A 23694-nucleotide genomic window follows, 5' to 3' on the forward strand; every position below is an offset into this window, starting at 1 on the left:
TTCGTATTGGTATCGCCGGCTCGCTGTGAGAACGGGTGCAATGGCGGCGTGCCGGGCCTCAAAAGGCGCTCTTGACGACGCCGCCATCCACGCGAAGCGCCGCGCCGGTGGTCGCCGATGCCAGTGGGCTTGCCACGTAGGCGACCAGCGAGGCAACTTCCTGCGGCGTTCCGAAGCGCTGGATCAGCGAGGTTGGGCGAACGTGCTGGAAGAACTCGGCTTCGACCTGCTCGAAACTCTTGCCAGCATTCTTTGCCATGTCATCGACGAATTCGCCGACGCCGCGCGACTTGGTCGGCCCGGGCAGAATGCTGTTGACCGTAATGCCGGTGCCGGCCACCGTTTCCGCCAGCCCGCGCGACACCGCCAGCTGGGCGGTCTTGGTCATGCCGTAGTGAACCATCTCGGTGGGGATTTGCACTGCGCTTTCGCTTGAGATGAAGATGATGCGGCCCCAGTTGGCTCGCTTCATTGCCGGCAACACCAGGCGCGCGAGACGCACTCCGCTCAGGACGTTGACGTCGAAGAAGCGCAGCCAGTCCTCATCAGGAATATCTTCAAAGGCCTTGGGCTCGAAGATGCCGAGGTTGTTGACCAGGATGCTGATGCCAGGATGGCGCCGCACCACCTCGCCGGCCGCCTCGGCCTGGCTGAGATCAGCGGCAAAACCCAGGACCTTGCCATGGGTGTCGGCGCGGATACGCTCGACCGCCTCATCCACGCCTGCCTGCGTCCTGCCGTTGACGATCACCTGCGCCCCCTCGCGGGCCAGCGTATGCGCGATCGCGTAACCGATACCTGCCGTGCTGCCGCTCACGAGGGCGAGCTTGCCCTCCAGTTGCAAATCCATGTCGCTTCTCCTTGGTTGACTACGGAAAATGCTGCCAGGATCAGGCGTCTTCTGGTGCTTGCCATCTCGGCCGCCGCACCACTCTAGCAGGAAGTTGCCGACGTCGACCCAGGATCGCCCACGCGTCATTGACTAATTGACAACGCGCTGATGTTTTCATTTTCATACCCGGACGGTATGCCGCAGGAAAATCGCCGAACGCCCGCACAGGCCGCACGGTTTATGTCAGTATCCGCAGGCGGGTCCATCCGGTCTGGCCAACATATGGGGGTTCAAATGCGAAAGATTTTTGCTCTATTGCTCTTTGTTGTTTCCCTGCTGCCTGTCGCGTCATACGCCGCGACGAAAGCCTTCACCTTTCCGGCCGGTTTCAAGAACCAGAAGATTGCCGTCAACGGCACCCGCTTGTACGTGCGGGTCGGCGGCCAGGGTCCGGCGGTGGTCCTGCTGCATGGCTTTGGCGAGACCGGCGACATGTGGGCGCCGCTTGCCGCCAAGCTGGCGGCCACGCACACCGTCATCGTGCCCGACCTGCGCGGCATGGGACTGTCTGATCACCCGGACGGCGGCTTCGACAAGAAAAACCAGGCGGCGGATATTGCCGGCGTGCTCGATACGCTCAAGGTCGGCAAGGTCGATGTGGTCGCGCACGATATTGGCAACATGGTGGCCTATGCCTTCGCCGCGGGCCAGCCTGAGCGGGTGACCAAGCTGGTGCTGATGGATGCGCCGGTACCCGGCGTGGGCCCCTGGGATGAGATCCTGAAGAGTCCGTTGCTCTGGCATTTCCGCTTTGGCGGCCCCGACATGGAACGGCTGGTGAAAGGCCGTGAACGCATCTATCTCGACCGTTTCTGGAACGAATTCTCGGCCGACCCGAAGCGCTTCGACGAAGCTTCGCGCCAGCATTACACCAAGTTCTATGCGTTGCCCGGCGCGATGCATTCCGGCTTCGAACAATTCCATGCCTTCGATCAGGATGCCGTCGACAATAAGGCTTATCTGGCGAAAGGACCATTGCCAATGCCGGTACTTGCCGTGGGTGGCGAAAAGTCGTTCGGCACCACCATGGAAACCGTGGCCCGCGCCGCGGCGAACAATGTCCAGGGAGCCGTGGTTCCGAATTCGGGTCATTGGCTGATGGAGGAGCAGCCGGAGGCAACCATTTCGGCGATCACGAACTTCCTTCAATGAAATAGCTGGCCACTTGACCGGGACAGGTGGCGCTTCGCATCTTGAATTACGCGATGACTGCCCCGCCGCCCAAAGTCAACCACCGCTTTTATACCTAGACAGGAAATTTCATGCGTAACGCCGGCAGCTTCCGCGATTACCTGCGGCCACTTCTTTCGTGCCTGGTCGCTTCGCTTTTTCTCTTCAGCGCAAATACCAACGCGCAATCAACGGATGCCAGGAAAGTAAGTTCCAAACGATCTTACCAACAAGCCTTTTGCGATAAATTCGAAATGGCCCAGGATACGGTTGACGTTGAAACCTTGATGGAAGACATGGCGGCCTCGCCTTATCCGGAAAGCTTCAATGAATTCTGGACGACGCCGGCATGCCATGCGCCAATGAAGAACGACACGGAGGTCCCGATCATCTTCAATACCGCCTCGGATCCGGTCCGTTCCGAGAACTTTCCCGGCACGGTACACGACTACTTCATTGAGGACCGGAAAGACCGGAAAACCTGGCTGCAAGCCATCAATACAACGACCAGCGATGGCTATACCTTCCTCGACTATCTCCAGTACAACATTGAAAGAGGCCATTACTCGCTTAAGCGCACACAAGAAGCTGCCGGCAAAATCATTGCCTATGTCTGCCGGCATGGCGGCGTGTATGCGAAATATAAGAACACTGTGAAATGTTCCGCACAGCCTTAGGAAATTGGGGAATGCCGGTTTATTCCCGATAAAAACAAGAACGCCCGCAAATGCGGGCGTTCTCTATTCAGGCACGTCTCGGCCAGGCGACGATCAGATCTCCACCTTGGTCCCCAGCTCCACCACCCGGTTGGCCGGGATGTTGAAGAAGTCCGAAGGCTTGGCGCCGTTCTGGTACATCCAGGCGAACAGCCGCTCGCGCCACAGCGACATGCCCAGCAGCTTGCTCGGCACCACCGTGTCGCGCGCCAGGAAGAAGGAGGTGTCCATCAGGTCGAAATGGTGGCCGAACTGCTGCTCGGTCAGCGCCATCACCTTGTTGACTTCCGGCGTTTCCTTGAAGCCGAAGGAAGCGCGCAGCAGGTAGACATTGCCGCCCAGGTCCTTGATGGTCAGGCGTTCGCTGTCGGCCACGTAGGGCACGTCCCAGATACTGATCTTCAGGAAGAACACGCGCTCGTGCAGGATGCGGTTGTGCTTGAGGTTGTGCAGCAGCGCCACCGGCACGGTATTGATGTTGCCGGTCATGAACACGGCGGTGCCGCCCACGCGGTGCGGCGGGTGCGCCAGCAGGCCTTCGACGAAAGGCTCGATGGGGATGCCGTCGTCCTTGATGCGCGTGCGCAGCAGCATGCGGCCGGAGTACCACGTCATCAGCAGGAAGAACGCCGCGCCGCCGATGACCAGCGGGAACCAGCCGCCTTCGGTGAGCTTCAACAGGTTGGCGGCGAAGAAGGCGACGTCCACCACCATGAAGCAGCCGATGGCCACCACCACCGCCGGCAGCCGCCATTTCCAGATATGCAGCATCACCACGCCCAGCAGCATGGTGGTGATGACCATCGTGGTGGTCACGGCCACGCCGTAGGCGGCGGCCAGGTTGTCGGATTTCTTGAAGGCCAGCACCACCGCCACCACCAGCACCAGCAGCATCCAGTTGATCAGCGGGATGTAGATCTGGCCCTGCTCGTCCTCGGAAGTGTGCAGGATGCGCATGCGCGGCACGAAGCCCAGCAGGATGGCCTGGCTGGTCAGCGAGAAGGCGCCCGAGATCACCGCCTGCGAGGCGATCACCGTGGCGCAGGTCGACAACAGCACCATGGGCAGCACCAGCGCGTCGGGCACCATCAGGTAGAACGGGTTCTGGATCGCCGAGGGGTTGGCGATCAGGTTGGCGCCCTGGCCGAAGTAATTGAGCAGCAGCGAGGGCATCACCGTGAAGATCCAGGCGAAGCGGATCGGCTTCATGCCGAAGTGGCCCATGTCGGCATACAGCGCCTCGGCGCCGGTCAGGACCAGCACCACCGAACCCAGCACGACGAACGCCTGCAGCGCATGGTCGGCCATGAAGCGCACGGCGTAGTAGGGATTGATCGCCACCAGCACTTCCGGCGCCTTGGCGATGTTGTACAGGCCCAGCACCGCCAGCGACAGGAACCAGATGAACATCACCGGCCCGAAGAAACGCCCCACCACGCTGGTGCCGTGGCGCTGGATCAGGAACAGCACCACCACGATGATGATCGTCAGCGGGATCACCACGTGGGCGGTTTGCGGCGCGGCGATTTCCAGCCCTTCCACCGCCGACATCACCGAGATGGCCGGCGTGATCACCACGTCGCCGTAGAACATACAGGCGCCGAACACGCCCAGCATCATCAGCAGCTTGGCGCGCGGCGTGCCTGAGGCGGCCGAGCGCAGCGACAGCGCCATCAGCGCCAGCACGCCGCCTTCGCCGTTGTTGTCGGCGCGCAGCACGAACAGCACGTACTTGATGGTCACCACGATGGTGATGGCCCAGAACAGCATGGAGATGATCCCCAGCACCGCGCCGTGGGAGAAGGCGATGCCGTGGTCGGGACTGAAGCACTCCTTGAGCGCGTACAGCGGGCTGGTGCCGATATCGCCGAACACCACGCCAAGCGCCGCCAGGGTGATCAGGTGCAGCTTCTGCGACCGAAAGGAAAGATTTGGATTGGTTTGAGATGAACTCATCGGACTCCCTTTGCTTCTTCAAATGATCGCTGCCGACGGTGCGGGCCTCGCGTTGACAACGCTGATCGGGGCATCCGACCGGGCAGGAGGCGTACTTTATCGCACTCTACTCGCAGTGCGTTCAAATAGCCCGGGCTGCCGGCAAGACGTTGCGCGACAGCCTCTTTCCAACCCTCCAAAACTTGACATCGCAGCAATACGACAGTCCGGATTTGCTGACTGGGGCCTGACATTCCATTCCTTTGCCTGCCGCCGTGGCTGGCATGCCGCAAAGAGCCATTCGCTACAAGGTTCTCCCGTCTATACAGCAGCCTCATATGGATATGCGGTAATCGAGTTTTTCTTTCTCCTGCGCCCTTTATATACTCCAGACGAATAAAGAACCACGGTTTTTCAACTAGACGGTTCTAAGCCAAATTCCCCGATGGCCGTGCGGCCTCCCCACTGATAACGACAGGACACCATGCAACCAGCCCGCCCCACCCCGGGACGCCTTCGCCGTCTCCTTTCCCAAACCCTCGCCGGCTCGGCCGCCGGCGCCCTGGCGCTGTCGCTGCTGGGCGCGCCGGCAGCGGCGCGCGCCGAAGGGCAATTGCGCATCGCCGAGCAGTTCGGCATCGTCTACCTGCTGCTCAACGTGGCGCAGGACCAGCAACTGATCGAAAAGCACGGCCGCGCCGCCGGCGTCGACATCAAGGTCGAATGGCTCAAGCTCTCCGGCGGGTCGGCCATCAACGACGCGCTGCTGTCCGGTTCGGTGGATATCGCCGGCGCCGGCGTGGGGCCGCTCCTGACCATCTGGGACCGCACCTACGGCCGCCAGAACGTGCGCGGCGTGGCCTCGCTGGGCAACTTCCCCTACTACCTGGTGAGCAACAACCCGAACGTGAAGACCATCGCCGACTTCACCGAGAAAGACCGCATCGCCCTGCCGGCGGTGGGCGTGTCGGTGCAGTCGCGCGTGCTGCAGTTCGCCTCGGCCAAGCTATGGGGCGACGCCCAGTACAACAAGCTGGACAAGATCAGCATCGCCGTGCCGCACCCTGACGCCACCGCCGCCATCATCAGCGGCGGCACCGAGATCACCGGCCACTTCGGCAACCCGCCGTTCCAGGAACAGGAACTGGCCGGCAATCCCAAGGCGCATATCGTGCTGAACTCCTACCAGGTGCTGGGCGGTCCGTCGTCGGCCACGGTGCTGTACGCCACCGAGAAATACCGCCGCGACAATCCCAAGACCTACGGCGCCTTCGTCGGCGCGCTGGATGAAGCCGCAAAATTCATCGCCGCCCATCCCGAGAAAGCCGCCGACATCTACCTGAAGGTCAACAAGGGCAATACCGACCGCAAGCTGCTGCTGCAGATCATCAAGAACCCGGAAGTGCAGTTCAAGATCGGCCCGCAGAACACCTACCCGCTGGCCGAGTTCATGCACCGCGTCGGCGCCATCAAGAACAAGCCGGCTTCGGTGAAGGATTACTTCTTCGAGGACGCGCACATCCAGGGAGGTAGCTGACATGCTGCCGGTACGACGATTCATTCCGGCCTTCGCCGCCGGCCTCATCGCCCTGGGCGTCGCCGGCCATGCGCAGGCCGAAGGCCAGATCCGCATCGCCCAGCAGTTCGGCATCGGCTACCTGATCCTGGATGTGGTGCAAGACCAGAAGCTGATCGAGAAACAGGGCAAGAAGGAAGGCATCGACATCAAGGTCGAATGGAACAGCCTCTCCGGCTCCACCGGCATGAACGAGGCGCTGCTGGCCGGCGCGCTGGACGTGGTGTCGGCCGGGGCGCCGCCGGCGCTGGTGCTGTGGGACCGCACGCGCGGCCGCCAGAACGTCAAGGCGATCGCCTCGCTGGGTTCGATGCCCAATTACCTGCTGTCCAATAATCCGGACGTGAAGACGGTGAAGGACTTCAGCAGCAAGGACCGCATCGCGGTGCCGGCCGCCGGCGTCGGCTTCCAGTCGCGCACGCTGCAGATCGAGACCGCCAGGCTGTACGGCAAGGAAAACTACAAGCGCTTCGATGACATCAGCGTGAGCCTGTCGCACCCGGACGCCACCGCCGCGCTGCTGGCCGGCGGTTCGGAAATCAACGCCCATTTCTCCAGCCCGCCGTTCCAGTACCAGGCGCTGGAAAACAAGAACGTGCACAAGGTGATCAGCTCCTACGACATCCTGGGCGGCCCGGCCAGCTTCAACTTCCTGTACACCACCCAGAAATTCCACGACGACAATCCCAAGACCTATCGCGCCTTCTACAACGCGCTGGTGGAAGCGGCCGAGTTCATCCGCAACAACAAGGCCCGCGCCGCCGACACCTTCATCCGCGTGCAAAAGTCCAAGCTGGCGCCGGCGTTCGTGCGCAAGATCGTGGAAGACCCGGAAATCCATTTCACCGTCTCCCCCGAGCGCAGTTTCGTCTATGCCGAAAAGCTGTATGAGATCGGCGTGCTGAAGAACCGCGCCACATCGTGGAAAGACTACTTCTTCGAGGAAGCGTATGCACAACCCGGCAGTTGAAACGGCCAGCGTCTCCGCCGTCGCGCAAGCGGCCGCGCCGCTGCTGCAGGTCGACCGTGTCAGCCTGCAATACCGCACCGCCTCGGCCGTGGTGCAGGCCACGCACGAGGTCGGTTTCGATGTCTACCCGGCCGACCGCTTCGTGCTGCTGGGCCCTTCCGGCTGCGGCAAGTCGAGCCTGCTGAAATCGGTGGCGGGTTTCCTGCCACCGGCGTCCGGCGAGATCCGGCTGGACGGCCAGGCGGTGCGCCATCCGGGGCCGGACCGCATCGTGGTGTTCCAGGAGTTCGACCAATTGCCGCCGTGGAAGACGGTCTTGCAGAACGTGATGTTCCCGCTGCTGGCGTCGAAGACGCTGGGCAAGCGCGAAGCCGCCGAACGCGCCCGCCATTATCTTGAGAAGGTCGGTCTGGCGCGTTTCGCCGACGCTTATCCGCACACGCTTTCAGGCGGCATGAAGGCGCGCGTGGCGATCGCCCGCGCGCTGGCGATGCAACCCAAGATGCTGCTGATGGACGAGCCCTTCGCCGCGCTCGACGCGCTCACCCGCCGCAAGATGCAGGAAGAGCTGCTGGCGCTGTGGGACGAGGTGCGCTTCACGCTGCTGTTCGTCACCCACTCGATCGAAGAGGCGCTGGTGGTGGGCAACCGCATCCTGCTACTGTCGCCGCATCCGGGCCGCGTACGGGCCGAGATCAACAGCCACCAGTACGACCTCTCCAGCCTGGGCGGCGCCGGTTTCCAGCAAACCGCGCAGCGCATCCACCGGTTGCTGTTCGATGAAGGCAAAGGTGCGAACACATCCGAAGCTGCGCAAGACAAACCGATCAATTTCGGCGACGTGCGCTTCTCTTATTGAAGCCAGGCGCCGCCATTGGAGTATCCGCCATGAGCCTCACCCCACCCGTTCGCGAGGAATACGAAATCCCGCTCGCGCCCCTGCCCGGCCTGGTGCTGGAGCGCCGCTTCTCGCTGCCGCAGCGGATCTGGCAGCAAGCCTGGATCCGCAAGGGCGCGATCCTGCTGCTGCTGGCCATCGCCTGGGAAGCCTTCGGCCGCTGGCAGAACAACGACCTGCTGCTGCCGACCTTCGGCCAGACCGCGCAAGCCTTCGTCGACGGCATCGCCAGCGGCGAACTGTTCGGCAAGACCTGGCTGTCGCTGCAGGTGCTGTTGAAGGCTTATGTGCTGGGCATCGCCGCCGCCTTCGTGCTGACCACGCTGGCGGTCTCCACCCAGTTCGGCCGCGACCTGCTGAGCACGCTGACCTCGATGTTCAATCCCCTGCCGGCCATCGCGCTGCTGCCGATCGCATTGCTATGGTTCGGCCTGGGGCAAGGCAGCCTGATCTTCGTGCTGGTGCATTCGGTGCTGTGGGCGCTGGCGGTGAATACCTACGCCGGTTTCCTCGGCGTGTCCGACACCCTGCGCATGGCCGGGCGCAATTACGGCCTGGGTGGCCTGTCGTTCGTGCTGCAGGTGCTGGTGCCGGCGGCGCTGCCCTCGATCCTGGCCGGCCTGCGCATCGGCTGGGCCTTCGCCTGGCGCACGCTGATCGCCGCCGAGCTGGTGTTCGGCGCCACCAGCGGCAAGGGCGGGCTGGGCTGGTACATCTTCCAGAACCGCAACGAGCTCTACACCGACAAGGTATTCGCCGGGCTGGCGATGGTGATCCTGATCGGCTTGCTGGTGGAGAACCTGGTGTTCAATACGCTGGAGCGGGTGACGGTGAAGCGCTGGGGCATGCAGCGCTAAGCAAGGATCGCCAAGCGGCCGCCGGCTACAACAGCGGCAACTGGTTGGGATCTTCGCGCCGCCGGTGCTGCACCTTGCGGCGCGGGTCGATCGCCTGGCCGGCATCGCGCCCTTCGGTGGAAATGCCCTCGATGGCCAGCAGCGCTTTCTTGGCCGGCAGGCCGCCGCCGAAGCCGGTCAGTTCTCCGCCCGCGCCGATGACACGATGGCAGGGCGCGATGATGGAAATCGGATTGCGGCCATTGGCCGCGCCCACCGCGCGCACCGCCTTTTCATTGCCGAGCTGACGCGCAATCTCAAGGTAGGTACGCGTCTGGCCGTAGGGAATGGTGAGCAGCGCGGCCCACACCCGCTTCTGGAAATCGGTGCCTTCGAACACCAGCGGGACATCGAAGCCGGTACGCCGTCCGGCGAAGTACTCGGACAACTGGCGTTGCGTCTCGAGCAGCACCGGGCAGTCCTCGTCCGGCACCATCTCCCCCAAACGCACGCGGCCGGCGCGCTCGTTGTCCCAGAGGATGGCGGCCAGTTTGTCACCCTTGGCCACCAGCGTGAGCTGGCCGACCGGCGAATCGATGAGCTTGTATGCGTAATCCATTGCTGCCTCCCTGCTTCAAGGCCATCGATTCTACTGCGGAATCCGCCACCGGACCGCATGCGCTAAGATGCCGCATGTCCGCCACTCCCATCGCCCAACTCCGCCTGCCCTACACGCCGCCGTTCGACTGGCCGCGCATGCTGCGTTTTTTCAACGGCCGCGCCACGCCGGGCGTGGAAGCGGTCGAGCACGGCGCTTACCTGCGCGCCATCGAATGGGAAGGTGATGCCGGCACTTTGGCGGTGACGCAGGACGCCGGCAAGCACTGCCTGGTCGCCACGCTGTCGGGGCCGGTGGCGCGCCATGCCGATGCGCTGGAAGCGCCGCTGTCGCGCATGTTCGACCTGCACGCCAACCCTGCCGCCATCAAGAAAGTGCTGGGCGCCGACCCGTGGTTCAAGCCCATGCTGAAGGCCGCACCCGGCCTGCGCGTGCCGGGCGCGTGGTCGGCCTTCGAACTGGTGGTGCGCACCATCGTCGGCCAGCAGGTCAGCGTGAAGGCGGCCACCACCATCGTCGGACGCGTGGTACAGCGCGCCGGCGAACGCATTCCCGGCCACGCGCACGAACACACCGCCTGGCGTTTCCCGACGCCGTTCGCGCTGGCCAATGCCGACCTCTCCGCCATCGGCATGCCCGGCAAGCGGGTGGAAGCGCTGCAAGGCTTTGCGCGCGCGGTGGCCGAGGGCGCCGCGCCGATCGACCCGCCGGGCCAGCCTTATTCGTCCGCGCAATTCGCCGGCCTGCGCCAGACGCTGCTGGCCCTGCCCGGCATCGGCCCGTGGACCGTGGAGTACGTCGCCATGCGCGCCTGGCGCGACGCCGACGGCTGGCCGGCCAGCGACCTGGTGCTGATGCAGGCCATCGCGGCACGCGACCCGGGCCTGCTCAAACCCGCGCAGCAAAAGCAGCGCAGCCAGGCCTGGAGCCCCTACCGCGCCTACGCGGCGCAACACCTGTGGAATGAAATCGCCGACCGCGCCAGCGGCGAACGCGGCGGCTGAGGATCGAGCGCGCCTCCTATTGGGAACGGAAGCGCATTCTCGGCGCGTTCGGTCTCCACCCAAGGCTGGAGAAATAAATCATTGCAGATCGCGAAACTTCGCGCGCCGGCTGATGAGCCCGCCGGCCACCATGAATTCGCCGTCGCCCTTGTAGTGCACGGTCTTCGGATTCTTCGGCGTGCGCGCCACGTGCGCCTTCACCACTTCGAAGATGAAATAGTTGTACTTGTCGATGAGCCGGCCGTCGTACAGCCGGCACTCGAAGCTGGCATGGCATTCGCCGATCAGCGGCGCGCCCACCAGTTCGGCCGGCAGGGCCGTCAGGCCGAAGCGCTCGAACTTGTCGCCCTCGGTGCCGGAACAATTGCCGATGCCCACCACCTGGTCGATCAGCGCGACCGTGGGCAGGTTGATCACGCACTCGCGGCTTTTGCGGATCAGCCCGAAGCTGTGGTTGCCGGCGGCGATCACGCAACCCAGCAGCGAAGGCGCGAACTCCATCACGGTATGCCAGCCCATGGTCATGATGTTGCGCTCTTTGCGGTAGGCCGAAGAGACCAGCACAATGGGGCCGGGTTCAAGGTAGCGGCGAATCTGGTGAACCGGGAAATCCCGGAGAACGGGCAGACGCGGCATGGCGGCAAGCGCGCGCCCGCGCGCTCAGATGGTCAGTATCGAATACCCGCTCTCGTCCAGTGCGTCATAGCAACGGGTGCAGACGCGGCAGAACAGATGGGAACGCTTGACGTGGTGGTGGCGCAGCACCAGTTGCAAGGCCACGCCCTGGCAATGCGGGCATGCTTCGCGCATGGGGCCGACCGGGACGATGTCGGCGGCAAGGAACCCTTGTTCGGTCATCTCGCCATCGACGACCTCGCGCGGGTCGAGTTCGACCAACGACAGCAACAGCGGGGCGTGGCGTTGTTCCAGGTGCGATGTGGCGCGCGATCCTCCTGCGGAGGTAAACAGCGGTGGCGGGGACTGCCTGATATCAGGGTGATGGATTGCAATGCTCATCGAGGTCTCCTTGGGTGAGAGCGGCAGAGACTTGCATGGAAGAACTTCTGGACGAGGACTGCCGGCGCGTGGCCGCATCAGGCAATCCTGAAGGCCGCCTCCCGCATCGGCGTGAACCGGTCTGCGACGCGGCGGAGACTTCACTCTAGTCTCCGCGGCGACCGACTTCAATGGCGGCGGCAAAAGAATTTTTCAATCGCGGACCGGGCGCATATGCATATGCGCTAACCGGCCGATTGCCGCCACCGGCTATCCCTTCCCCGCCGGCGATAGCCCGCAAATTTCCGATCCCGTTTTTTTGGGCGAATACAAATTTCCCCGTCCGGCTTATCGATTTTTCGCCATTCCGCGGCGGCGCCGTCAACAAACGCTACAAAACGGTGCAATACCTCTACAATCCCGGAATGACTACACTCAATGACATCGAAGCGGCCGCCCGCCGGCTGCAAGGCCAGATCCTGGAAACGCCCTGCGTCGAATCGCGCACGCTGTCGCAGATCGTCGGCGCCCAGGTGTTCCTCAAGTTCGAGAACCTGCAGTTCACCGCCTCCTTCAAGGAGCGCGGCGCCTGCAACAAGATGGTCGACATCGCCCAAAGCGGCGCCGGCGCACGCGGCGTGGTCGCCATGTCGGCCGGCAACCATGCCCAGGGCGTGGCCTACCATGCGCAGCGCCTGGGCCTGCCGGCCACCATCGTCATGCCGCGCTTCACGCCCGGCGTGAAGATCGAACGCACGCGCGGCTTCGGCGCCAATGTGGTGCTGCACGGCGACACGCTGGAAGCGGCGCGCGCCCATGCCTACGAGCTGGCGGAAAAGGAAAACCTGGTCTTCGTCCATCCCTACGACGACGAAGCCATCATCGCCGGCCAGGGCACGGTGGCGCTGGAGATGCTCAAGGCGGTGCCGGACCTCGATACGCTGGTGGTGGCCATCGGCGGCGGCGGCCTGCTGGCCGGGATGGCGGTGGCGGCGCGCGCCATCAAGCCGGAAATCGACATCGTCGGGGTGCAGACGCGGCGCTTCCCGAGCATGGTCAACGCGGTCAAGGGCACCGACCATCCGCTGGGCAGCAGCACCATCGCCGAAGGCATCGCGGTCGGCACGCCCGGCACGCTCACGCGCGCCATCATCGCGCGCGAAGTCAACGAACTGCTGCTGGTGGACGAAGGCGACATCGAGCAAGCCGTGCTGATGCTGCTGGAAATCGAAAAGACCCTGGTCGAAGGCGCCGGCGCGGCCGGCCTGGCGGCGCTGCTGCGCCACCCCGACCGCTTCCGCGGCAAGCGCGTGGGCCTGGTGCTGTCGGGCGGCAACATCGACCCGCTGCTGCTGACGGCCATCATCGAACGCGGCATGGTGCGCGCCGGCCGCCTGGCGCGCGTGAAGGTCAGCTCGCGCGACGTGCCCGGCACGCTGGCGAAGATCACCGGCATCGTCGCCGAAGCCGGCGCCAACATCGACGAAGTCCACCACCAGCGCGCCTTCACGCTGCTGGCGGCGCAGAACGTCGACATCGAACTGGTGCTGCAAACCCGCGGCCGGCCGCACCTGGCGCAAGTGCTGCAGGCGTTGCGCGGAGCAGGGTTCGAGGCGGAAGAGCTGCATTAAAGCGGAGCCGGCCGGCGTTGCCGGCCCCCCCTCAATAACGCTCTACATCCGCCAGCGCCGCGTTGATGTCCATATCCGCCGCACAAGCGCCGGCCACACGGTAAGCAACATGCGACAAGCTGTGGCCGTCGCTTCCCTTTCCTTTCGCCAGGATCATTTCCACTCGGTGGCCGGCAGCGCCAACCTTGTCGGCGAAACGTTTCTGCAAAAAGAAGCGGGTATTGGTGTCATACGGATTGGCGACGAGATAGATCCTGCGCTGCGGATCAGCGGCGATGCCATCGACATGGTCGATGACTTCATACTGGTCGCAATAGTTGGTGACATCGCAACCGGGCCGAGGCCGCAGATTTCCCATTGCCCGCTTGATTTCAGCCAGCTCGGCCACGGCATAGACGCCCGAGGAAGCGACGGCGCATTTGATGTCGGTACGGCCCAGCGTCAGCAATGCCGCCGTGGTATAGGCGCCGCCCGATTGCCCGGCCAGCACCAACTGGCGTAATCCATACCTGGCCTTGATGGCATCCACCGCGGCATTGAGGGAATAGCTTTCCTTGAGACGGCGCCGTTCGCTGTGATTACCCGAGGAACCGAACACGCCCGGCCGGGCGACCATGATGAACGGCACGTTGAAACGGCGATGGTAGAACTCCAGCTCCTTCACCAGCGTAGCCGGGCTGACCTTGCCATAGTTGCCCAGCGGCTGGCTGCCGGCCAACCGGTCGCCATGGAAATAGATCACGGCAATACCGGGCGCATCGGCCGCGCCAGTTTCCGGCAATCCCGCCGAAACATAGAAACGGATGCATTCCGTGCCCAGCCGATGGCTGACCCAGACCGCATTGGGCAAGCGGGCGCATTCCGCCTGGGCAATTTCCTTGCCGTAGGACAGCTCGTGCTCGGAGAAAGTCTCGGTGGAGATAACGGAGGCGGCACCTGCCTCCCCGTTTGTGCGTTGGCCACGCCCTGCAGCGCCAGTGCCGCCACGCAGGCCATCAAACCAGCGACGCCATGCAAGCGCCGGATGCTTACTGCCATTCCCCCTCCCCCCGTTCATTCCTCACCGCTTCAACGGCGGCGATGGAAAGTCACCTTCTGTTCCAGCGGCGGCCGGGCATCGCCCGCATCGCCGCAGCCATCGCAGGCGCCGCCGCCGCAACCGCCCGCCGTGCGCGGCGGCAACAGGCGGCGGCCGAGCGCTTGCCAGGGTGCCGAACCACGCCGCAGCAGCCAGGCTGCAAGACGGGCCTGCCAGCGCCATGCCGCCGACGGCGCCAGCTTGCGCAGCATATAGCCCGCGCTGGCGGCGACCAGCGCGGCGATGACCGCGTATTGCCACCACAGCGAACTCATGCCAGCCACCTTGCGATCTGGTAGGTGGCGAACGAGGCGGCATACGCCAGCACGAACATGTAGCCGAACGACAGCGCCACCATGCGCAACGATTGCGTCTCGCGGCGGATGATGGCCAGCGTCGACATGCACTGCGGCGCGAAGGCGAACCACACCATCAGCGACAGCGCGCTGGCCAATGAAATGTGGCTGGCCAGCGCCTGCTGCAGCACCATGCCTTCGTCGCCGCCCACCGCATAGACGGTGGCCAGCGTGGCGACGGCGGTCTCGCGCGCGGCGAAGGCCGGGATCAGCGACAGGCTGATCTGCCAGTTGAAACCCAGCGGCGCAAAGACGTATTGCAGCGTGTGGCCGATGTAGCCGGCCAGGCTGTAGTTGATGGCGGCTTCGGTGGCGCCCGCCGGCGGCGAGGGGAAGGTGCAGATGGCCCACATCAGCACGGTCAGGGCCAGCATCACGCCGGTCAGGCGCTTCAGGAAAATGCTGCCGCGCTCCCACAGGCCGATGCCGACGTCGCGCCATTTGGGCAGGCGGTACGCCGGCAATTCCATCAGCAGCGCGCGCTCCTGGCGGGTGCGGTACAGGCGCTTGGCGATCCAGGCCACCAGCATGGCGGCGGCGATGCCGGCGAAGTAAAGGCAAAACAAGGTCAGCCCTTGCACGTTGAAGATGCCCAGCACCATGCGATGCGGAATGAAGGCGCCGATCAGCAGCGCATACACCGGCAGGCGCGCCGAGCAGGTCATCAGCGGCGCCACCAGGATGGTGGCCAGGCGGTCGCGCGGGTCGGTGATGCTGCGCGTGCCCATGATGCCCGGAATGGCGCAGGCGAAGCTCGACAGGAGCGGGATGAAGGAGCGCCCGGAGAGCCCCACCGAAACCATCACGCGGTCCAGCAGGAACGCCGCGCGCGGCAGGTAGCCGGATTCCTCCAGCACCAGGATGAAGAAGAACAGCACCAGGATCTGCGGCAGGAAGCCCAGCACCGTGCCCAGGCCCGACAGCAGGCCGTCGGTGACCAGGCCGCGCAGCGGGCCTTCGGGCAGCCATTCGCCGACCGCGCCGGCAAGCGCGCCGAAGCCGCCGGCGATGGCGTCGGTGAGCGGCTTGCCGATCGCGTACACCGCCTGGAATACCAGGAACATCACCAGCGCCAGCAGCGCCACGCCCAGCACCGGGTGCAGCGCCAGGCGGTCGATCGCATCGTCGCGGCGGTCGGTCGGGGTCGGCATGGAAACGGTGTCGGCCAGGATGGCGCGCACTTCGGCGTGCAGGTCTTCCACCGCAGTCCCGGCGGCCACGGCCGGCAACGCCGCCTGGTCGATCGCCGCCACCAGCGCTCGGGCGCCGCCGCGCCTGACGGCGACGGTCTCGATCACCGGCATGCCGAGCCGGCGCGCCAGGCCGGCGATGTCGATGGCAATGCCGCGGCGGGCGGCGGCGTCCATCATGTTCAGCGCCAGGATCATGGGCCGCCCCAGGCGCCGCACTTCCAGCACGAAACGCAGGTGCAGGCGCAGGTTGGTGGCGTCGGCCACGCACACGATCAGGTCGGGCGCCGTCTCGCCCGGATAGCGTCCCTGCAGCACGGCCTGGGTCACGCGCTCGTCGGGGCTGACCGAGCTGAAGCTGTAGGCGCCGGGCAGGTCGACCACGCGGATGGCGCGGCCCGAAGGCGCGGTGAAGCTGCCCGACTTACGCTCGACGGTCACGCCGGCGTAGTTGGCCACCTTCTGGCGGGCGCCGGTCAACTGGTTGAACAGCGCGGTCTTGCCGCAGTTGGGATTGCCGACCAGGGCGATGTTGAGTCCGCCGGCGCTCATTGCGCGCTCCCTGCGCGCACCCGCACCCGGTCGGCCTCGGCGCGGCGCAAGGCGAAGCGGGTGGAACCGATCTGCACCAGGATGGGGTCGGCGCCCCAGGGCGCGACGGCGACGATGCGCACCGGTTCGCCGTCGACGAATCCGAGGTCGCGCAGGCGCCCGGCCACCGCGTCGGCGTCATGGGTGTCTGCGACGTGGTCAACGATGGCGCGTGCGCCCCTGGCGAGTTCGGTCAAACGCATGGTCTTGGGAAAATGAATCGATAAGCATTCTCATTATATAAGCCATGCAGCGCTTGCGCCCGCCACATCCATATAGTCCGGAAATGTAATTTCGCCCCCTTTTTTTAATATCCAGATAATAATCGGGCTGGTCGCTGTGGCTTCCATGTCGAAACCAACAAAATTTTTACGCGGATTTTTTGCGCCGCACTATACTTCGACAATTTCCACAAGGAAATAAACTGAGAGGCGCGGCAGCGTCCGGGGGTGGCGGCGAAACCGTATGGGAACGGTTGCGCCGGCGCGATTGATTTGATGCAAACAGGCTGTGCGGGCCATATCGGCCGGCGTCCTGCGACAACCATAAGCACATGAATCCAACGTCACCGGATTCGGCCGAGTCCGACATGCCGCAGCAGATGCGGCTGCGCACGCTGATCGACGAGATCGGTGCGCTGACGCTGCATGTCCAGCAACTGAGCCGCATGGCCGAAGAAGCGCGCAGGCTGTACGAACAAGGCGTCTTGCCGCCGCCGGAGGACCCGCGCCGGCTGGTGGACGACGTCGACGCCTTCCGCCGGAAGCTGGAATACGCCATCGCCGGCATCTTCGAGGAAATCTTCGGGCCGCGCACCGACACCATCGAACGCCAGATGAGCATGCGCCTGATCGCCGAGATCGGGCCGGCCGCCTTCGTGCAGAAGGTGCTGTGGGGCGAGGAAATCAGCGACATCGCGCTGACCATCGCCCTGGAACGCATGATCCCCGCGCTGGAAAGGCTGGTGGAGCAATACCCGGCCGCCTTCCTGGAACAAGCCAACTCGGTGCTCGACCAGTTCAAGAACAAGTAACGCCGCGTCGCTGCAGCATCACTGCCGCAGCACGCGCCGCAGGTGCTCGGCAAAGCGCGACGCCGCGATCGACTGCCGATGGTATGCCAGCGACAACTGCGCGCGCGGCGCCGGCTCCCGGATTTCAACGTAACGCACCTGGTCGAGCTGCACCTGCTCGATCGCCTCGGGCACGATGGAAATGCCCAGCCCGGCCGCCACCAGGTTGATCGCCGAGGTGAGCTGCGGCGCCAGCTGGATCACCTGCGGATCGAAACCCGCCGCCTGGCAGGCGCTGAAGATTTCGTCATACAGCGCCGAACCCTTGCCGCGCGGGACCATGATGAACTGCTCCTGCGCCAGGTCCTGCAGCCGCAGCGACTTGCGGCGCCCCAGCGGATGCGCGCGCGGCAGCGCCACCTTCAGCTTCTCGGCCGGCAGCTCGACCACGCCCATCTCGTCGGACGGAGTGCCGGCGATGCGCACGAAGGCCGCGTCCAGCTGCGAGCCGGCGATCGCGGCCAGCAACTGCTCGGTGATGCCTTCGCTGAGCGAGATCTCCAGCCCGGGATGGCGCTCGCGGAATGCCTGGATCGAATGCGACACCTGCGGATGGAACACCGCCGACGAGGTGAAACCCATGCGCAGCAAACCCAGCTCGCCGCTGGCGGCCTGCCGCGCCACCCGCAGCGCCTGGCCGGCCGCCTCCACCGCCTTTTGCGCATGCGGCAGGAAGATCTGCCCGACTTCGGACAATTCCACCCCGTGCGAAGTGCGGCGAAACAGCGGCGCCCCCACCTGTTCTTCCAGCGACTTGATCTGCATCGACAGCGGCGGCTGGCCGATGCCGACCTGTTCGGCGGCGCGGGTGAAGCTCAGGTGCTCGGCGACGGCGAGGAAGTAACGCAGGTGACGCAGTTCCATGATATCTGTTTTATAGATGGAGATAGCCAATGATATATATTGGACAATATATCCGATTTCTTCCAGACTGGCGCCATTCGAATCCATCGGCGCCCTTCCCTCTCCCTGCGCGCGCCGGCAAGGAAGCCCAACATGCAATCCCTCTCCGACTCCGCCCAGGCAACGCCGCATACCGTCCCCGCTCCCAAGGCCCAACCCGCTGCCGCCGCGCAAGGCGCCGTCCGCGGCTCGGCGGCCTACCGCCGGATCACGCTGGCGCTGTTCTGCTCCGGCTTCGCCACCTTTTCGCTGCTGTATTGCGTGCAGCCGCTGCTGCCCGCATTCGCCCGCGAATTCCATGTCGGCGCGGCCGGCGCCTCGCTGGCCCTGTCGCTGTCGACCGCGCTGCTGGCGCTATCGATCGCGCTGGCCGGCATCGTCTCGGAACGCTACGGCCGCAAGGAGCTGATGCTGGCCTCGATGGCCCTGGCGGCCTGCTGCAACCTGCTGGCCGCGGTCGCGCCGAACTGGCACATGCTGCTGGCGGCGCGCGCGCTGGAAGGCTTCGCGCTGGGCGGCGTGCCGGCGGTGGCGATGGCCTACCTGGCCGAAGAGATCGACCCCAGCGGCCTGGGCTTCTCGATGGGGCTGTATGTGGGCGGCAACGCCTTCGGCGGCATGATGGGCCGGGTGGCGATGAGCCTGATGGCCGAATCGTTCGGCTGGCGCGGCGCCATGCTGGCCATCGGCATCTTCGACCTGGCGCTGGCGGCCGCCTTCATGCTGCTGCTGCCGGCATCGCGCAATTTCGTGCGCAACGGCGCGATGAAGCTGGGCGCCCACTTCGCGCTGTGGAAAAGCCATCTCGCGCACGGCCGCCTGCCGCTGGTGTTTTGCATCGGCGCGCTGGCCATGGGCATCTTCGCCACCTCCTACAACTACGCCGGCTTCCGGCTGATGGGCGCGCCCTTCTCGCTGTCGGCCACGGCCACCGGGATGATCTTCAGCGCCTACCTGTTCGGCATCGTCTCCTCGTCCTGGGCCGGCGCCCTGGCCGACCGCTTCGGCCGCGCGCCACTGGTGGCGGCCGGCATCGCGATCTCCTGCGCGGGCCTGTTCCTGACCTGCATGCCGGTGCTGGCGCTGGTGATCCTGGGCATCGTGCTGCTCACCATCGGCTTCTTCACCACGCACTCGGCCGCCAGCAGCTGGGTCGGCCGCATGGCCACGACCGGCAAGGGCCACGCCGCGTCGCTGTATCTCCTGGCCTATTACCTCGGCGGCAGCGTGCTCGGTTCGGTGGGCGGCTGGTTCTGGGAGCACTCGGGATGGAATGCGGTGGCGGGCTTCATGCTGCTGCAGGTGATGCTGGCCGGATGGCTGGCCTGGAAGTTGTGGCGTCCGGGCCGCGCCTGAACAATCGCGCGGCAAGCCATCCCCTTCGCCCGGCGGACATTGCGGCGCAACGAAAGCCGCCGGGCCCCGGCCTGCGCCGGGACGACGAGGCATGACCTGAGGCTCCGCCGAATCGTCTCCGATTCCACGCCCATCCGGGCTTTCCGGCGAGGCCGCCTTGACGCATGGCAGCAATGCGCATGCCTCCCGGCAACGGCGCTGCTTTCCGCCGTCTGGCATCGTTTCCGCCTTCTTTTCCCCGTTTTCCGCCCCGGCGAAAGCCGCTAACCTGCACGGACAACCTACAACAATACATCCCGAGACCCCTGGGCCCCCGGCCCATTTTCTTCCGAGGCACCATGAATATCCTGGCCAACATGCGGATCTCCAGCCGCCTGACCATCGGTTTCGCCATCGTATTGTTGCTGGCGATCCTTTCCACGTCGGTATCGCTCTACAACGCCAAGCGCAACGCCGACGCCACGCGGCAGATGATGGAAGCGCCGCTGGCCAAGGAGCGGCTGGTGGCCGACTGGTTCGTGCTCACCTATTCCGCCATCGTGCGCACTTCGATGATCGCCCGCAGCAGCGACGCCGAACTCTCCAACACCTTCAAGGACGACATCGAGGAAAGCGTCAAGAAAGGCAGCGCCATCATCAAGAAGATCGAGCCGCTGCTGTCTTCCGATGAAGAGAAGGCGCTGATGGCGGTGATCATCGACGCCCGCAAGAAATACCAGAGCGCCAAGGAACTGGTGATGGAAACCCGCAAGACCGGCGACGCCGCCGCTTCCGAGAAGGTCTACAAGGAAGCCTTCGATCCGGCGGCCAAGACCTACGGCGCGCAGGTCAACAACCTGCTGGCCGCACAGCGCCAGGCGATCGACCGGCTGGCGGCCGACATCGACCGCCACAGCGAACGCAGCATGCAGCTGATGATCGTGCTGAGCATCTTGCTGGTGGCGCTCAGCGCGGTGGCGGTGGTGATCATCTCGCGCAGCATCACCGCGCCGCTGAAGCGGGCGCTGGATGTCGCCAGGCGGGTGGCCTCGGGCGACCTCTCCGGCGCCATCGAACAGCGCGGCAAGGACGAAATCGCCGAACTGATGCGCGCCCTGAACGACATGAACGACTCGCTGCGCGCCATCGTCAGCGAAGTGCAGGTCGGCACCGAGTCGATCACCACCGCAGCGGGCGAGATCGCCTCCGGCAACTTCGACCTGTCGTCGCGCACCGAGCAGCAGGCCGGTTCGCTGGAAGAAACCGCGGCCTCGATCGAGCAACTGACTTCGACCGTCAAGCAGAACGCCGAGAACGCGCAGCAGGCCAACCAGCTCGCCATGGATGCCTCGGAAGTCGCCCGCAAGGGCAGCGGCGTGGTGTCGCAGGTGGTGGAGACGATGAACGAGATCAACCATTCGTCCAACAAGATCGTCGACATCATCAGCGTGATCGACGGCATCGCCTTCCAGACCAACATCCTCGCCTTGAATGCCGCGGTGGAAGCCGCGCGCGCCGGCGAACAGGGCCGCGGTTTCGCCGTGGTGGCGTCGGAAGTGCGTTCGCTGGCGCAACGTTCGGCGGCGGCGGCCAAGGAAATCAAGGGCCTGATCGACGACTCGGTGGGCAAGGTCGACGCCGGCAGCAAGCTGGTCAACGAAGCCGGCACCACCATGGGCGACGTGGTCGACAGCATCCGGCGCGTGACCGACATCATGGGCGAGATCTCGGTCGCCAGCCGCGAACAGAGTTCCGGCATCGAGCAGATCAGCCGCGCCGTCACCGAAATCGACGACGCCACCCAGCAGAACGCGGCGCTGGTGGAGCAGGCCACCGCCACCTCCGACATGTTGCGCGCACAGGCGCAGAAACTGGCCGAAGCCGGGCGCAAGTTCCACCTGGGCCAGCAACTGCCGGCCGGCGCGGCCCGCCGCGAACGCGACATCACGCCGTCGCCGCTGCAACTGACGCCTTCGGCCTGAACCGCTCCACAAGCATGCGGCGCGCGGCTTTCCGCCGTGCGCCGCATTTTTTTGCGCCCGTTTCCCATAGAAAAAACCGATTGTTCTGGTTTTGGGAATTATGTATTCCGGTTTTGCGGCTTTTTCTTGGCGCTTCCGATCCTTACACTTGGTTTCACGATGCAAACGAACAGCGACCGATCCACCACATCGGCCGGACTGGATCGCGCATCTTCTCTCTCACAAGGAAACGATCATGAACACCAAGAACATTGCCAGGAATATCATTGCAGGCCTTCTGTTGAGCAGCGCCGTCGGCGCCGCGATGGCCGAAGCGCCCTATCCTCCCGAAACCACCATCGTGTCGACCAAGTCGCGCGCCCAAGTGCTCGCCGAGCTGCAGCAAGCCCGCGCCAACGGCGAAGTCCTGGTCACCGACCGCTATCCGGCCGACAAGCCCTTCGTCTCGACCAAGACCCGCGCCGATGTCGTCGCCGAACTGAAGCAAGCCCGTGCCAACGGCGAGCTCATGGTCTCGGACCGCTATCCCGAAGACCAGCCTTTCCGTTCCACCCTGACCCGCCAGCAAGTGCAGGATGAATTGCAGCAAGCCCGCACGCAAGGCAATGCAGTAAGCAACAGCAACGCGCTGTAAGCAAGCCGGCAACGCGGCGACATCCGCGCCCGTTGCCAAGGACGCCGGCAATCCCGGCGTGCCAGGTTCTCCCAGGCGGGCCCCATGAAAGCGACGTTCTCTCCCCTCGGTCGCCGGTAGCGGGGCCCGCCTACCTTTTCAGCCCGCCCTTTCCCGACACGGTTCAGGCGCCGCCCTCCCTGGGCGAACCGTCGATGACGGTATCCAACGCATCGGCGTCGTTGCGCGAGCGCACCTCGGCGCGCAGGCGCGGCAGCGCGTGGGGATAACGCTGCGCGATGAAGGCGATCATGTGTTCGCGGATCCGGCAGCGCAGGTCGAAGGCGCTGCCGGAGTCGGCGGCGGACACCAGCAGGCGGAGCTGCATGCCGCGTTCCCCGGCATCGGTCACGTGCATCACGCAGACGCGCCGGTCCCACGAGGGCAAGGTCTCGCAGAAGCGTTCGAACTCGGCGCGCACTTCCTGCGTGGGCACGCTGAAATCCATCCACAGGAATACCGTGCCGAGGATGGAGGAGGAGGTATGGGTCCAGTTCTCGAACGGGTTTTCGATGAACCATTGCAGCGGCACGATCATGCGCCGCTCGTCCCAGATCTTGACCACCACGAAGGTGCCGGTGATCTCCTCGACGCGCCCCCATTCGCCCTTGACGATGAGCACGTCGTCGATGCGGATCGGCTGCGAAAAGGCGATCTGCAGCCCCGCGAAGAAATTGCCCAGCACCGGCTTGGCGGCGATACCGGCGACGATGCCCGCCACGCCGGCCGAAGCCAGCAGGCTGGCGCCGAACTGGCGCGCGCCCGGCAGCGTCAGCAGCACGAAGGACAGGCCCAGCAGCGAGATGAGGAAATACGCGCTGCGCGAAAGCACCCGGGTCTGGGTCAGGATGCGGCGCGCCCTGAGGTTGTCGGCGACATCGTAGGGATTCAACTTGATGACGGCGACGCTGACCGATTTGACGCAGCGGATCAGGAACCAGGTGAGCGCCAGGATCAGCGCCACCGACGTCAGGTAAGAGGCCGACGTGAGGCCCGGCGTATTGTCCGGCGCGCCGGTCAGCACCAGCCGCAGCAGGAACAGCACCAGGCACATGCGGCTGGCGTTGTAGGCCACTTCGGTGGCGCTGGTGGTGAACGGATGGCCGCGGGCGATGCGGCGGATCAGCAGGATCCCGACCCGATGGACGATGACGGCCACGATCGTCGCCGCCACGGCCACGCCCAGCACGACCAGGCCGGAACGCAGCGGGCCTTCGCCGATGTTGTAGAGAAAATCCAGGTTCATCGCACTCCTTCCAGGTTGTCGCCAC

Annotated in this window: 23 protein-coding genes; 12 read left to right on the top strand and 11 right to left on the bottom strand. The window is 64.9% G+C overall.

Annotated features, from left to right (window positions below):
• Positions 1-58: 58 nt before the first annotated feature.
• Positions 59-850 (bottom strand): SDR family oxidoreductase, encoded by a 792-nt coding sequence (locus J7548_RS13930; protein WP_290975216.1) that lies wholly within the window; start codon positions 848-850, stop codon positions 59-61.
• A 276-nt stretch (positions 851-1126) separates the two neighbouring features.
• On the opposite strand from J7548_RS13930, the gene J7548_RS13935 reads away from it, so the two are divergent.
• Positions 1127-2044, top strand: a complete 918-nt coding sequence (locus tag J7548_RS13935; protein ID WP_290975217.1) for an alpha/beta hydrolase — start codon at positions 1127-1129, stop codon at positions 2042-2044.
• Positions 2045-2154: 110 nt separating this feature from the next.
• Positions 2155-2739 (top strand): hypothetical protein, encoded by a 585-nt coding sequence (locus J7548_RS13940; RefSeq protein WP_290975218.1) that lies wholly within the window; start codon positions 2155-2157, stop codon positions 2737-2739.
• A 93-nt stretch (positions 2740-2832) separates the two neighbouring features.
• Here J7548_RS13940 and J7548_RS13945 read toward each other — a convergent pair whose 3' ends face one another.
• Positions 2833-4734 (bottom strand): potassium transporter Kup, encoded by a 1902-nt coding sequence (locus tag J7548_RS13945; protein WP_290975219.1) that lies wholly within the window; start codon positions 4732-4734, stop codon positions 2833-2835.
• A gap of 463 nt (positions 4735-5197) precedes the next feature.
• On the opposite strand from J7548_RS13945, the gene J7548_RS13950 reads away from it, so the two are divergent.
• The 4 genes from J7548_RS13950 to J7548_RS13965 are packed head-to-tail and all read left to right on the top strand — an operon-like array spanning position 5198 to position 9014.
• Complete coding sequence (locus J7548_RS13950) at positions 5198-6250, top strand: ABC transporter substrate-binding protein (RefSeq protein WP_290975220.1); 1053 nt, start codon at positions 5198-5200, stop codon at positions 6248-6250.
• A 1-nt stretch (position 6251) separates the two neighbouring features.
• Positions 6252-7259 carry an ABC transporter substrate-binding protein gene (locus J7548_RS13955; RefSeq protein ID WP_290975223.1) on the top strand — a complete coding sequence of 336 codons (1008 nt, stop codon included), beginning with the start codon at positions 6252-6254 and terminating at the stop codon, positions 7257-7259.
• The gene (locus tag J7548_RS13960; RefSeq protein ID WP_290975225.1) at positions 7240-8118 is read left to right on the top strand and encodes an ABC transporter ATP-binding protein; all 879 of its coding nucleotides are present in this window, start codon (positions 7240-7242) and stop codon (positions 8116-8118) included. The genes J7548_RS13955 and J7548_RS13960 overlap by 20 nt, the downstream gene beginning before the upstream one ends.
• A 29-nt stretch (positions 8119-8147) precedes the next feature.
• Complete coding sequence (locus J7548_RS13965) at positions 8148-9014, top strand: ABC transporter permease (RefSeq protein ID WP_290975227.1); 867 nt, start codon at positions 8148-8150, stop codon at positions 9012-9014.
• A 25-nt stretch (positions 9015-9039) separates the two neighbouring features.
• On the opposite strand, the gene J7548_RS13970 is transcribed toward J7548_RS13965, so the two are convergent.
• A complete protein-coding gene (locus tag J7548_RS13970) occupies positions 9040-9612 on the bottom strand; it encodes a methylated-DNA--[protein]-cysteine S-methyltransferase (protein ID WP_290975229.1) in 573 nt (190 codons plus the stop codon).
• A 74-nt stretch (positions 9613-9686) separates the two neighbouring features.
• Between J7548_RS13970 and J7548_RS13975 the strand changes: the two genes are divergently transcribed.
• Complete coding sequence (locus J7548_RS13975) at positions 9687-10616, top strand: AlkA N-terminal domain-containing protein (protein ID WP_290975231.1); 930 nt, start codon at positions 9687-9689, stop codon at positions 10614-10616.
• A 78-nt stretch (positions 10617-10694) separates the two neighbouring features.
• On the opposite strand, the gene J7548_RS13980 is transcribed toward J7548_RS13975, so the two are convergent.
• The gene (locus tag J7548_RS13980; RefSeq protein WP_290975233.1) at positions 10695-11252 is read right to left on the bottom strand and encodes a flavin reductase family protein; all 558 of its coding nucleotides are present in this window, start codon (positions 11250-11252) and stop codon (positions 10695-10697) included.
• A 24-nt stretch (positions 11253-11276) separates the two neighbouring features.
• Positions 11277-11633, bottom strand: a complete 357-nt coding sequence (locus J7548_RS13985; RefSeq protein ID WP_290975235.1) for a hypothetical protein — start codon at positions 11631-11633, stop codon at positions 11277-11279.
• A gap of 404 nt (positions 11634-12037) precedes the next feature.
• Between J7548_RS13985 and J7548_RS13990 the strand changes: the two genes are divergently transcribed.
• Positions 12038-13243: a threonine ammonia-lyase gene (locus tag J7548_RS13990; RefSeq protein WP_290975237.1), complete on the top strand. Its 1206-nt coding sequence runs from the start codon at positions 12038-12040 to the stop codon at positions 13241-13243.
• 31 nt (positions 13244-13274) lie between these two features.
• Here the strand turns inward: J7548_RS13990 and J7548_RS13995 are convergent, their stop codons facing one another.
• Genes J7548_RS13995 through J7548_RS14010 form a run of 4 tightly spaced genes read right to left on the bottom strand, consistent with a single transcriptional unit; the run spans position 13275 to position 16661 of the window.
• Positions 13275-14300: a hypothetical protein gene (locus J7548_RS13995; protein WP_290975239.1), complete on the bottom strand. Its 1026-nt coding sequence runs from the start codon at positions 14298-14300 to the stop codon at positions 13275-13277.
• An 11-nt stretch (positions 14301-14311) separates the two neighbouring features.
• The gene (locus J7548_RS14000) at positions 14312-14596 is read right to left on the bottom strand and encodes a DUF6587 family protein (protein ID WP_290975241.1); all 285 of its coding nucleotides are present in this window, start codon (positions 14594-14596) and stop codon (positions 14312-14314) included.
• Positions 14593-16419 carry a ferrous iron transporter B gene (locus J7548_RS14005; protein WP_290975243.1) on the bottom strand — a complete coding sequence of 609 codons (1827 nt, stop codon included), beginning with the start codon at positions 16417-16419 and terminating at the stop codon, positions 14593-14595. The genes J7548_RS14000 and J7548_RS14005 overlap by 4 nt, the downstream gene beginning before the upstream one ends.
• Positions 16416-16661 carry a FeoA family protein gene (locus J7548_RS14010; protein ID WP_290975245.1) on the bottom strand — a complete coding sequence of 82 codons (246 nt, stop codon included), beginning with the start codon at positions 16659-16661 and terminating at the stop codon, positions 16416-16418. The genes J7548_RS14005 and J7548_RS14010 overlap by 4 nt, the downstream gene beginning before the upstream one ends.
• Before the next feature lie 350 nt (positions 16662-17011).
• Between J7548_RS14010 and J7548_RS14015 the strand changes: the two genes are divergently transcribed.
• Positions 17012-17491 carry a hypothetical protein gene (locus J7548_RS14015; RefSeq protein WP_290975247.1) on the top strand — a complete coding sequence of 160 codons (480 nt, stop codon included), beginning with the start codon at positions 17012-17014 and terminating at the stop codon, positions 17489-17491.
• A gap of 18 nt (positions 17492-17509) precedes the next feature.
• On the opposite strand, the gene J7548_RS14020 is transcribed toward J7548_RS14015, so the two are convergent.
• Complete coding sequence (locus J7548_RS14020; protein WP_290975249.1) at positions 17510-18394, bottom strand: LysR family transcriptional regulator; 885 nt, start codon at positions 18392-18394, stop codon at positions 17510-17512.
• Positions 18395-18526: 132 nt separating this feature from the next.
• On the opposite strand from J7548_RS14020, the gene J7548_RS14025 reads away from it, so the two are divergent.
• From J7548_RS14025 to J7548_RS14035, 3 genes are all read left to right on the top strand, one after another.
• Positions 18527-19789, top strand: coding sequence for an MFS transporter (locus J7548_RS14025; protein ID WP_290975251.1), 1263 nt, complete (start codon positions 18527-18529; stop codon positions 19787-19789).
• Between the two features lie 338 nt (positions 19790-20127).
• Positions 20128-21750, top strand: a complete 1623-nt coding sequence (locus J7548_RS14030; RefSeq protein WP_290975254.1) for a methyl-accepting chemotaxis protein — start codon at positions 20128-20130, stop codon at positions 21748-21750.
• Between the two features lie 235 nt (positions 21751-21985).
• On the top strand, positions 21986-22384 hold the full coding sequence (locus J7548_RS14035; protein ID WP_290975256.1) for a DUF4148 domain-containing protein: 399 nt from the start codon (positions 21986-21988) through the stop codon (positions 22382-22384).
• Positions 22385-22547: 163 nt separating this feature from the next.
• On the opposite strand, the gene J7548_RS14040 is transcribed toward J7548_RS14035, so the two are convergent.
• The gene (locus J7548_RS14040) at positions 22548-23669 is read right to left on the bottom strand and encodes a mechanosensitive ion channel family protein (RefSeq protein WP_290975258.1); all 1122 of its coding nucleotides are present in this window, start codon (positions 23667-23669) and stop codon (positions 22548-22550) included.
• Positions 23670-23694 lie beyond the last annotated feature (25 nt).

This window comes from Herbaspirillum sp., from assembly GCF_017744395.1.
Classification (GTDB): Bacteria; Pseudomonadota; Gammaproteobacteria; order Burkholderiales; family Burkholderiaceae_D; genus Herbaspirillum.